This is a genomic window from Chryseolinea soli (assembly GCF_003589925.1).
Taxonomy (GTDB): domain Bacteria; phylum Bacteroidota; class Bacteroidia; order Cytophagales; family Cyclobacteriaceae; genus Chryseolinea; species Chryseolinea soli.
In genome coordinates this window covers 3,709,942-3,721,632 of sequence record NZ_CP032382.1, presented here as the reverse complement: position 1 = coordinate 3,721,632, position 11,691 = coordinate 3,709,942, and the positions used below count along the sequence as shown (strand labels likewise).

7 protein-coding genes are annotated in these 11,691 nt (G+C 46.9%); 5 read left to right on the top strand and 2 right to left on the bottom strand.

Features of this window, described 5'->3' with window-relative positions; translation table 11 throughout:
• Positions 1–7 precede the first annotated feature (7 nt).
• From D4L85_RS15920 to D4L85_RS15910, 3 genes are all read left to right on the top strand, one after another.
• Positions 8–1,549 (top strand): RagB/SusD family nutrient uptake outer membrane protein, encoded by a 1,542-nt coding sequence (locus tag D4L85_RS15920; protein ID WP_119755220.1) that lies wholly within the window; start codon positions 8–10, stop codon positions 1,547–1,549.
• Positions 1,550–1,772: 223 nt separating this feature from the next.
• Complete coding sequence (locus D4L85_RS15915) at positions 1,773–5,825, top strand: two-component regulator propeller domain-containing protein (protein ID WP_119755219.1); 4,053 nt, start codon at positions 1,773–1,775, stop codon at positions 5,823–5,825.
• Complete coding sequence (locus D4L85_RS15910; RefSeq protein WP_119755218.1) at positions 5,822–6,022, top strand: hypothetical protein; 201 nt, start codon at positions 5,822–5,824, stop codon at positions 6,020–6,022. Before D4L85_RS15915 ends, D4L85_RS15910 begins: the two co-directional genes overlap by 4 nt.
• A gap of 64 nt (positions 6,023–6,086) precedes the next feature.
• On the opposite strand, the gene D4L85_RS15905 is transcribed toward D4L85_RS15910, so the two are convergent.
• The gene (locus D4L85_RS15905) at positions 6,087–8,759 is read right to left on the bottom strand and encodes a glycoside hydrolase family 95 protein (RefSeq protein WP_160143766.1); all 2,673 of its coding nucleotides are present in this window, start codon (positions 8,757–8,759) and stop codon (positions 6,087–6,089) included.
• 374 nt (positions 8,760–9,133) lie between these two features.
• Between D4L85_RS15905 and D4L85_RS15900 the strand changes: the two genes are divergently transcribed.
• The gene (locus tag D4L85_RS15900) at positions 9,134–9,712 is read left to right on the top strand and encodes an RNA polymerase sigma factor (protein ID WP_119755216.1); all 579 of its coding nucleotides are present in this window, start codon (positions 9,134–9,136) and stop codon (positions 9,710–9,712) included.
• A gap of 33 nt (positions 9,713–9,745) precedes the next feature.
• Positions 9,746–10,531 carry a 3-keto-disaccharide hydrolase gene (locus tag D4L85_RS15895; RefSeq protein ID WP_228450919.1) on the top strand — a complete coding sequence of 262 codons (786 nt, stop codon included), beginning with the start codon at positions 9,746–9,748 and terminating at the stop codon, positions 10,529–10,531.
• Positions 10,532–10,592: 61 nt separating this feature from the next.
• Here D4L85_RS15895 and D4L85_RS15890 read toward each other — a convergent pair whose 3' ends face one another.
• Complete coding sequence (locus tag D4L85_RS15890; protein WP_119755215.1) at positions 10,593–11,612, bottom strand: zinc-binding alcohol dehydrogenase family protein; 1,020 nt, start codon at positions 11,610–11,612, stop codon at positions 10,593–10,595.
• Positions 11,613–11,691: the final 79 nt, after the last annotated feature.

Genomic DNA, 11,691 nt, shown 5'->3' with positions numbered 1-11,691 from the left:
CGAACTTATGAAGACATTAAATAATCACATTCTGGCAGTACTGCTGATTTTAATAAGCGCTACTTCCTGTGACCTCGACAAACTGGACGTCGCACCTCTGGATAAGCTGTCGTCGTCAGGCTTTTGGAAAACGGAAAGTGACGTTCAAGCCTCACTTACAGCTAATTATGCTTTTCTAAAAAATAACTCTGCCGCTGTGTCACTGTTCTTTCCTGCCGGTTGGGACGCACTTTCTGACGACGGATACAATCAGTATCCGTGGGATGGGCAACTTACCGAAATTAGCACTTCCGGCCCAACCCCAAACACCGGCGGCTATGTGTACAACACTTACAACATCTGCTACCAAGCCATTGCGGCGGTTAACGACCTGCTCTATCACGTCAAGGACATCCCAATGGAGGAGAGCAACAGAAATAAATATATCGGCGAAGCAAAATTTCTCCGTGCCTACTTCTATTTCTACTTAGCACAGCTCTACGGTAACGTGGTCATCATGACCGAACCAGCCACCACTTCCTTCCGCGAACCAAAAGCAAAATCAACCAGAGCAGAAGTACTCGCACTCATTAACGCCGACTTGGAAGATGCTGTAAGCAAATTACCCGATCAGGCTTACGGCGACGGTCATGCCGTAAAAGCAAGTGCGCAGGGTTTTCAAGCACGCGTATTCTTGTATCAAGGAAAATGGCCCGATGCGGCGGCGGCGGCTAAAGCCGTTATTGACGGTGGCAAAGCTAGCCTTGCAGATGACTTCAATGCAATTTTCTACAAGCCAGGACAAAGCAACAATCCCGAAATCTTGTTCTCTATTAAGAATCTCCCTCCCAACTCCTACCCTACACAAGGGATTGATCTTGTTATCGGAAACTGGCAAGCGTTCCAGCCTACGAAAGACCTTATTGATGAGTATGAAGGCGCCGATGGGTTGCCGATCGCTACCTCTGCAGTATACGATCCGCTAAACCCTTACGAAAATCGCGACCCGCGCCTCAGGCAATCGTTCTTCTTCCCAGGCGACGACGCAAGCAAAGGATGGATGCAGTACAATTCACAGCCGGTCTTTATAGGTGGTTCAAATGCAAATACCACAGGTTTTGCCATCAAGAAAATGTTGGATCCGGCTCAGAACAACCCGGGCTACAGCACGATCAGCTCTCAGGACCTGGTATTGCTGCGATACGCGGAAGTGCTGTTGACGTATGCCGAAGCAGAAAACGAGAACATCGGCCCCGCTAACGCCTATGGCGCCATTAACGAAATTCGCGCTCGCGCTGGTATGCCGGAATTGCCGCTAGGTTTAACAAAAGATGAAATGCGCAACCACATCAGACATGAACGTCGCGTTGAACTGGCCTTTGAAGGACTTCGCTATATGGACCTACGCCGTTGGGGCATTGCGATGGACAAACTGAACGGGTTTGAAAACGTTCCAGGCAACACCAACGTCAAGAAAAAAGTGTACAATCCTAAGTTCGACTTCTGGCCAATTCCACAAGCCGATATTGACCGGAGCAAAGGCGTGCTCATACAAAATGACAACTATTGATTTGGGTTAGTTAGTTGATTAAAGCGCCCCGAGCTTTCGGGGTGCTTTTTTTGCTTTTAGAGCCCTACGGATACGTCGCCTTTACCCTCATTTCACTACTATATAAGCCCTCTAAACACCCCCGTTTCGCTCATTTGAACTCTGTGGAAATTTGGCTATTTTATCTGCATAGATTACGCAACTTTGTGGTGAAAAACCGCTAATCAAACGCGTTTGACAGACGATGAGAAGGATATTGATTGCTATGTGTGCATGGTCTGTCGTGGTGTTATCCACGCTCTATTGCCATGGGCAAACGATTTCCCGACTAGATGTACAGGCCGGATTGTCAAACAGCACGGTGACCTCTATAACAAAGGACAAATACGGCTTCATTTGGATCGGAACATTTGACGGATTGAATCGCTACGATGGCTATTCATTTACGAAGTTCCGAACGCGATTTGAAGACACGCTCAGTTTACCAGACAATCAAGTTAATGCATTGACAGGAGATAGCACAGGAAAGATTTGGATTGGAACACGCCGTGGCGCAGCCGTGATGGAACCGCGGTCCTCCACGTTTTCCCGAATACGATTCTACGATGCAAGCGGACATGAACTATCAAACCGACCATACGTCAACATTCTACGCTATCATCATAATCATGTTTTTATAGGGACGTCCTTTGGCGTCTTTCAGTGCCCAATTGGGTCGACGCGCGCAACCTATATTGATCTGGGCACAACCCAACCCGTCAACGTACTCGACATTGGAGAAGGGCACAATGGAACGCTGTATCTGACAACCGTAGCCAGTGGGGTTGTCATACTTGACTGGAAACATCGACAAGCAAAATTTCTATTCAAAGATATCCCAACGTCAAACTGCATTGCCGAGCAAGCAGACGGCACATTTTGGATCGGCACCAACGCAGGTATCTATGAGTTTAATCTGAAGGCGGGAACACTCCTGCCCCTCAAGATCAGCAACAGCGACATAAACAGCAACAGAATCATGCACATCGTCCATGACTCGAACGGTTTAAACTGGATTTCCAGCGATGGTGGCGGCCTATATGTCGTAAACCCCAAAAATAAGAATGTCGATAAGGTTTACCGACAGGATGAGTTTCATTCCATTTCTAGCAACCACTTGTATTGTGTGTACATTGATGAAGAACAACGAAAATGGATTGGCACCATGCGAGGCGGTGTCAGCATAATCGAAGGCAAAAAAAGACTCTTCAACGTCATTCGCCACGAACCTAACAATCCAAATAGCCTAGCGTCCAATGTTGTCTTCTCGTTATGCCAAGATGGCGATAACGTCTGGATCGGTACGGACGAAAATGGCCTTAGCGTCTGGAACCGCATCACCGATAAATTTGAAAATTTCCAACCTTCAAAGATGGGTTACCCGAGAGCTGCGGACCATGTACCTTCTATAGCGAAGGACAAATTCGGTGATATATTCGTAGCAACTTATGGAGCCGGCGTGTTTAAGTTCGATAAGAAACGCAAAACTTTTATCCCCATTAAATTTAAAGGACGAACGCAAGAACAGTTCGTCTGGAGTTTGTTCCTAGGTCCGGACAGCACCTTATGGGCCGGATGTATCCACGGCAGCGCTGCCGAACGTGAACAAAACGAAATGCTGTTCAAGTATAACCGTGAATGCGATTGCTTCGTTGACGCCGGCTTCCCCATAACCGATCAAATAGTTTCAATCGGCGATGATCATCGCGGAAACCTTTGGGTCGGTACTTTTGACGCCGCCATACGATTAAGTAAAAACAGCCCTCAGATACAGCGCATAGACGTCGATGCGAGCGTGAGGGATTTTAGCTTTGAAGAAAATGGAACAGTCTGGATGGGTACGCAAGGCACCGGACTGCTAATGTACAACGCCACAAACGGTTCTATTAAAACATTTACTGAGCGCGAGGGACTACCTAACAACACCGTCCAGCGGTTTGAAAAAGATAGACACGGTTACATCTGGGTCAGTACACTCTCAGGATTGTCGCGTTTCAAGCCCCGTAACTCTCCATCGTTTCAAAATTACTCAGAGGCAGATGGGCTCCAAGGTGATCAATTCTATTTCAATGCCTCGGCCACGCTCTCTGATGGCACACTTCTATTCGGTGGTCTAAACGGACTCACCGTGGTGAGCCCCGATACCATCGGTCAGCAAATGACCTTTCCCAATCTCTACGTTACCGGCATGAGAGTACTCAACAGCAATGTCGGGCTCGACAACAATTTTGTTGAGAACACGGAAAATGGATACGACTTTGACAAAATAGTTCTGCCTTATAGCAAGGCTATGTTTTCACTTGACATTGTCGCCCCCGAATATTCTTACGCCGGAAAAATCAAATACTCTTACTTTTTGAATGGATGGGACAAGGACTGGAACTACCTGCGCGACAGCAAAATCATAAACTACTCAAGTCTTCAGGACGGCACCTACGTACTCCAAATTCGGACGACCAACGCCAATGGCGAATGGAGTAAAAGTCCAAAGATAATTACCGTTGTCGTGCTCCCGCCCTGGTATCGCACCTGGTGGGCGTATATCGCGTATGCCCTCATCATTGCCGCTTCCCTGTACGGATACAGCTACTATCAGCGAAAGAAAGCTGAAATGGAGCATGAGCTTGAGTTATCCAAACTTAAAGCAGAACAGGAAGTAGAACTGAATGAACGGAAGATTTCCTTTTTCACAAACATTGCTCACGAACTTCGCACACCACTTACCCTGATTGTCAATCCGATCAAAGATCTATTGAACAACGAAGGCAAAAATATCAATGTAGTCGACATCAGTGCCGTACATCGGAATGCCTCAAGGCTTTTGAGTTTGGTGGACCAGCTCCTCCTTTTCAAAAGCACAGAAAACGACGTCGCGCAATTTCATTTGCAAGTAATCGACATGAACGATGTCTGCAACGAAGTATACCTGTGTTTTACAAATCAGGTTAAAGCCAAGAGAATTCAATACAATTTTCAATCTTCGGCAAGCCGTATAACCGCCTACACGGACCGCGAAAAAGTGGAAATTGTGCTTTTCAACCTCGTATCCAACGCCATAAAATATACCCCGCCGGAAGGCATGGTGTCCATCACCTTAACCGAACATGCCGACCTCATTGAAATTCAGGTACGAGACTCTGGCCCGGGAATTCCAGTGGCAACAGGACAAAAACTTTTCGACAAATTCTATCGCGCCGATGATCCTTCAGGTCCAAAAAAGAATGGTTTTGGCATCGGACTCCACGTTTCTAAGCGCATTGCCATGATGCAACAAGGAAGCTTAACGTACAAGAATTCTCCAGACCGCGGCACCATGTTCACCTACCAGTTCCCTAAGGGAAATCCGCCTGATGACGCAGTCACCGTCACTGACGATGCACCAAATCTCATTGAAGAATTGGCTTTCGAACTGGCTGACATTACACCGATCGTTTCCGAAACAGCACCATCGGGTGAACAAGTGGAAAATCTTATCGGCGGAAAAGCCACTGTTCTGGCAATCGATGACGATCCTGAATTACGAAGCTATATCCGAAAGATTCTGCAAGACTATCGCATTATCGAAGCCGGCAGTGCCAATGAGGGACTTGAGATCATGAAAAAAACATCACCCGACATCATAATCTCTGATATCGTTATGCCAGGCATGAACGGTGTAGATTTCTGTTCCATCATTAAAGAATCACCGGACTACAGTCATATTCCCGTCATTCTTCTGACCGGGACTTCTTCCCCCGAAGTCAAACTGAAAGGTATTGAATGCGGAGCAGATGACTATATAACAAAACCATTTGAAAAAGAGCTCCTCCTGGCACGTATTAAAAATATCCTTAAGGGTCGAAGCTCGCTACGTAAATATTTTTTTAACGAGATCACACTCCAACAAAACGCAGAAAAAGTATCCGAAGAATATAGATTGTTCCTGAGGAAATGTATTCAAACCGTAGAAGATAACCTTGTCAATGAGGATTTTACGGTGGCCATGTTTGCAAAGGTCATGAACATGAGTCACTCAAACCTATACCGTAAAGTAAAATCGATGTCAGGCCTTTCGGTAAACGAGTTTATTCGCTATCTTAAGTTGAAACGCGCTGCCGAATTACTCATCACAACCGACAGCCGGATCAAAGAAGTGGCTTACACGATTGGCTTTGAGAATGTGCAATATTTTAGGGAACAGTTTACAAAACTGTTTACGATAACTCCTTCAGAATATGTAAAGAGATTTAGAAAAAAGTTAAATCAATCATCGTTATGAGCTCTAAATATGTCAACCGCTTTGGATCTGAACATCAAGGCTTCCAAAATGGAGCCGTTGATCTTCCATTTGTCGTGAAGAAAAAAAACATTCATCCATCGAAAATACGATCTAGTTTTAAGTCAATTATGAGAAAGATCAACGACCTGAAAGGCGCCACCGCCATGAGGACAAACGATCGCCCCGATAATGATTAAAATATCATCCACTGTAGCCTTTCAGCATCTGTCGTATTCCAAACCTGCTAAATAGCTTCCTTTCTCATTGAAAGTCTTTCAATGAAAGGACCAGCGTTCCCAACGGACTTATTGGTAAGGTCTTTGTTTTGTCTTTATAGCGACATGAAACCGTTCGCGCCTCTGTGTTCGTTGACCGAACAACGGCTCTCTCAAGCTTACCTTCGCGCCAAAAAACATCCACTTCGTAGCCTCCCCTTGCTTTTAGACCCGTAACATTACCCGAAGGGTATTTCGATGCTAGGGCAGGAAGTAGCGAAATCTCCCCATCCTGACTTTGCAACACCATTTCAGCAATAGCTGCCGTTAACCCCAGGTTGCCATCGATTTGCCAGGAATTGGCAAACTTACAGGTGAGGTTCGAATACAACGCTTTGTCAAAATGAATGTCTATAATGCTTTGCACACTATCGCCCTCACCGAGCCTTGCCCAGAAATTAGCTGCGAACGCACCGGTCCAGCTTGCCGCATTTTGACCATGTCCAGGTTTGCGAAATTCAACCGTCTTGCGAAAAGCTTCTGCCAACTCCGGGGTCTTGTGCACCGAGATAAGGTTACTTGCCACCAGTCCCCAACCCTGTGGCACTTGATCGTTTTGATCCGTGGCCTCCCAGTCATCGTCCCATTCCTGTAGCCGACCCGTCGTCGGACTTATCTTCATTGGAGCAAGTCTTTCATACCCTTCCAGGAGACTCTTCTTGAATGACTGATCCTGATCCTTTTTCAAAATGTCGATTGCCGCTAACGTGTTTTTAAAGAGCGACCGCATGATTTGCATGTCCTGAGCCGGACCCGCACACGCCCATCCTTTTTCTCCATTTGATTTCCGGTAGTGGTTCTCAAAAGATACCGCAGGGCTTGTGACGAGATGACCCTCCCGGTTGGGTTGTAAATTATCCAGATAGAACAAAGAGGCCTGTTGTAATATCGGGTAGTTCTCATTCAAAAATTGCTTGTCTTGCGTGAACAGGTAGTGCTCCCAGATGTGCTGGCATAACCACGCACCGCCCACCTGATAAATGGCCCATAGCCCTGTTCCCCCCACCGGCCAGGTCGTTCGCCATAGGTCCAGATTATGATGAGCGACCCACCCACGTGAATGATAGAGATTCCTGGCAGTCTTACTTCCGTCAACCGTCGTCTCGCGGATGAGGTCAATGAATGGCAGATGGCATTCGGAAAGGTTCGCTATTTCCACGGGCCAGTAGTTTATTTGGGCATTACAATTGATCGTCCAATTCGCACTCCAGGCAGGTTGCAACAAATTGCTCCATATCCCCTGCAAATTCGCAGGCTGAGAGCCAGGGCGCGAACAGGAAATCAACAGGTAGCGTCCAAACTGAAAATACAACGCCGTTAACGCAGGATCATGACCGTCGTAACGCCCGATTCGCTTATCGATTGGCAAGTTGGAATCTGACGTATTACCGAGATCAATCTTTACCCGATCAAATAACGAAGCAAAATCTTTGATATGCGTTTCGTACAATCTCTTATATTTCTTCCCTTTAAGTCTTTCCGCGTAGGACTGGACGAGCCCCTTCTCATCTTTTCCGTCCTTGTATGGATCTTTGTCAAACCCGTTGTAGCTCGTGGCAGCTATAAAGGTGAGTGTCACACAAGAGGCGTTCCGCAACTTTAGTTGATCGCCCTCTCCTGTCAGTTCACCATCGGTCTCCGAAAACAGTAGCCTCCCCTCAAACCGCATTCCGTGGTCCGGCACATAAATGGGATCGTGCACTCCTTGATAATTCGGTTCGATATGCACAGGCGCCTGGCCCCTAATAACCAAGGCGTTGTTTTCCGTCGTGGTCTGATGCCTTATCAAACTGGTGAGCCCTGCTGTCAAATTGATTGCCCTTTTCTTACTGGCTGTTATGCGAATTACAATGGTTTGATCCGGAAACGAAGCGAAAATTTCGCGCTCATAGTTGACACCTTCACTGGCAAAAGAGACCGTTACTACCCCGGTGCGCAAGTCAAGCTCGCGTCTGTAGTTTGTTGCTGAATCAACCGCCATGCTTAATAGAATATCAGCCAACGGCATATAGCTTTGGTTCCAGGGGCCTAGCATATACTCATCTATTAATCTGGCCGCTTCAGCTGTGTTACCGTCATACAGTTGCTGACGGATTTCTGGCATATAAGCATAAGCGCCTGGACGTTGCAAATCGCGCGGTTCACCAGACCAAAACGTATCATCGTTGGTCTGAATTCGTTCGCTGGACGTTCCGCCGAAAACCATTCCACCCATTCGGCCATTGCCGATCGGAATAGCCTCACTCCAGGTTGAGGCCGGCGTTGTAAAATAATACAATAAGGAAGGCTCCACAACTGCTTTTGTCTGCGAGTAGCCATTCAAACAGAACAGAAAAAGCACGATCAGGATTTGCAGTCTCATAACAAACAAAAAATGGTAATAACCAGAGGCGTGGTTGCCTTCGCGAATGGCCTCGGTCGGGGTAAATAAGTGGTATACGGCTACAGTCTGCACGGATTCTTCTTCACTAAATTGACAACTCACTAGAATGGCATCTACAAAGTATTGAACCTGCCTATCAGTTCCCCAGGCATGGGCCAGTGCCCTTTTTCTAACCCCATTGACAACCGTTTTGTCGGCCTGAGCCTCTTGACGGAATGACGGTAAACTTTTTTTCCTGAGTCGCAAAAATAGCTTTTCAAAAAACCTGTATGACAAAAGATGGCACTATTTCCGGCAACCATAGTTCGTTCCTTTCTCTAGTTCTAGACAAATTATTTCCGATTCCATACCCACCTGGAGAGTATAGAACAAGAAAAATGTCCAGCCATTAAAAGGATTTTGGCGCGTGGCAGCTTGGCGATGGTTTATAGAAAATACCAGGATCCTGAGTAATTAGACCTTAGAAGGCAAAAATCCCAAAGGAAAGCCGCCATTGCTGAAGTCAAAAACCTGATTTTTGGCCCCGTCTGGTCGGTTTGCACGATTTGTACTCCTTTTTTGACCGTTTTGACCTTCCCTACCCCCTGAAGCTTTTATTGACCTTAGGTGCTGCAATCGTGTGCTAAACATGAGAACAAACCTAAAAGCCTATGCAAACCTCAAATCAATCAACGAGACTTTCGCAACTCTGGGATTCAGTGTGTCAGGGAAGTGAGAATTGCTACGCAACCTTCCATTATCACCTCTATCCCGGGCTCATTTCCTACGCACGTGGCCTAGTGTCATATGAAGAGGTGGCAGAAGACCTGGTGCAGGATTTATTTGTCAAAATGTGGGTAAAAAAAGAGCAAATCGGCCGAATCGAGAATGTAAAGGGCTACATGTATCGGGCCATCCGGTCCATCTGTTTTAACCACTTGAAAAGCGCGAAGAAAAAGCAAACGCCAATCGACCCCCTGGATGAAGACTTCCAGATTAGCTATGAAGACATGCTTGCCCAAGACGAAACACAAACTTTCCGTAAACAGCAAATCGAAAGGGCCCTCAATGGACTACCAGCCCGGCAACGCGAAATCCTATACCTCCGATTTTTTGAGAAACTCGAATATGAACAGATCGTCGAGGTTACAGGTGTCAAGTACCAATCCGTGGTGAACCACGTGTATCGCGCAACACAGTGTCTCCGCAACCAGCTCAGGAATTCGTCGACATTGGTAACTGTAGCATAGCGTAAGATCGACAAGTCGTCAAACTCGAAAACCTTGAAAAAAACTACATTCCACGTGATTTTGATCGTGTCGATCATTGCGCTGGCTTCGTGCTATTCTTCCGAACCCGCCGATGAATGGAGAAATCTGTTCAACGGAAGTGACATCAGCAACTGGATCGTTAAAATCAATCATCATCCGGTCGGCGATAACTACGGCGAAACATTTCGGGTCGAAGAGGGCATGATCAAAGTTCGATATGATCACTATAAGAAATTCGACGGCCAATTCGGACACCTTTACTACAAGTCCCCTTTTTCAAAATTTCACCTTTCCCTTGAATACCAATTTATCGGACAGGTGCGCGACGACGCGCCAGCAAATACCGCTCTCAATAGCGGCGTCATGTTCCACGCCCAAGACCCCAGAACGATGAACGTGGACCAAGGTTGGCCGATCTGCGTTGAAATGCAGTTCCTGGCTGAGCTGGAAGACGGCCAACCTCGACCGACGGGTAACATGTGCTCACCCGGTACAGAAATACTGTTTAACGGAAAACGATACGAGAGCCACTGCCTTGACTCTTCCTCCCCATCCTACAAACCTGGTACGTGGGTCAAAGCAGATTTAATTGTCTTGGGTGATTCCCTGATTACTCATCTAATCAATGGCGACACGGTACTCCAATATTCCAAACCTACTATCGGCGGTGGATCAGTAGAAGAGTATAACACCAGCGAGTGGCAGCCGGGAAAGGCGTTAAAATCCGGTTTCATCGCTCTTCAAAGCGAAGGACAGCCAATCAATTTCCGCAACATCAAGATACGCCTGCTCGAATGAGGGCCTGCCAGGCGCTTTCAGGGCACGCATCGGGTTGAAATGCAATGCCGTGTCACCCCCTTCACTCAGACCATCTCGTCAACACTTTGATTTCTGCAGACGCAGGATTTGCCCAATCAGGAAAACCGGTCAATATCTCCTCCTGCGCCGCGCGCCTCGTAATATAGGCTGACGAATTAAACCTTTTTTTCCGAATGGCATTCATCACAAAAATGAAGTCCTCACGGGTAGCGTTTCTGCAGCACATAATGGTTGATTCCTTTGCATGAATGGCCGGATGATGGAAAGACAATTCGCCCTTCGTCAACCCGACTAGCATAAAAGCCCCGCCGTGATTCATAAATTTAATCCCACCTTCTATCGCAGCGCGACTGCCAGTAGCATCAAAAACATAATCCGCCAGATTACCGCCAGTGAAATCCCTAATCTTTGCCAAATCATCATCACTCTCGCGTACAGCTAAGTCGGCTTCAAAAAATTCTTTGGCAACCTGTAACCGATGTTCATTGATATCCACAGCAATCACACGTGCACCAATGTATTTCGCGAGCTGAATAATTCCAAGACCAATAGGTCCACATCCCATCACCACAATAACATCCGTCTTCTGAACATTCGCCCGCCTAAGGGCATGAGCGCCCACAGCCAGCGGCTCAACAATTGTTATTTCATCAAGGGTCAGCTCATCCGCCTTAATGAGCAGCCGCGACGGCACTGAAATCACCTCTTGCATTCCTCCGTCGATATGGACGCCGAGCACTTGAATGCGTTCACAGCAATTTGACCTCCCACTCCGGCAGGCGACACACCGCTCACAGTTAACATACGGAATGATGACCACTCTGCTTCCTTGCGTGATCCCTTGCTCATTCTCGTCGACTTCAAGAACGACCGTCGCCAGCTCATGGCCCAATATCCGGGGATAGTTAAAAAACGGCTGATTACCCTTAAAGGCATGCAAATCAGTTCCACAAATGCCTACTCGCTTAACCGTAAGCAGCGCATTACCCGACTCAAAATCCGGAATCTCTTTCTCCTTTAGAACGAATCGACCCGGCTGTTCACAAACTATGTATTTCATACTGTTTAATCTCAGGCATCAGCGTTTTAAGTTTCAACGTCTGCCAATGGTTACACGGCCAAAACAGACAACTTAAAAT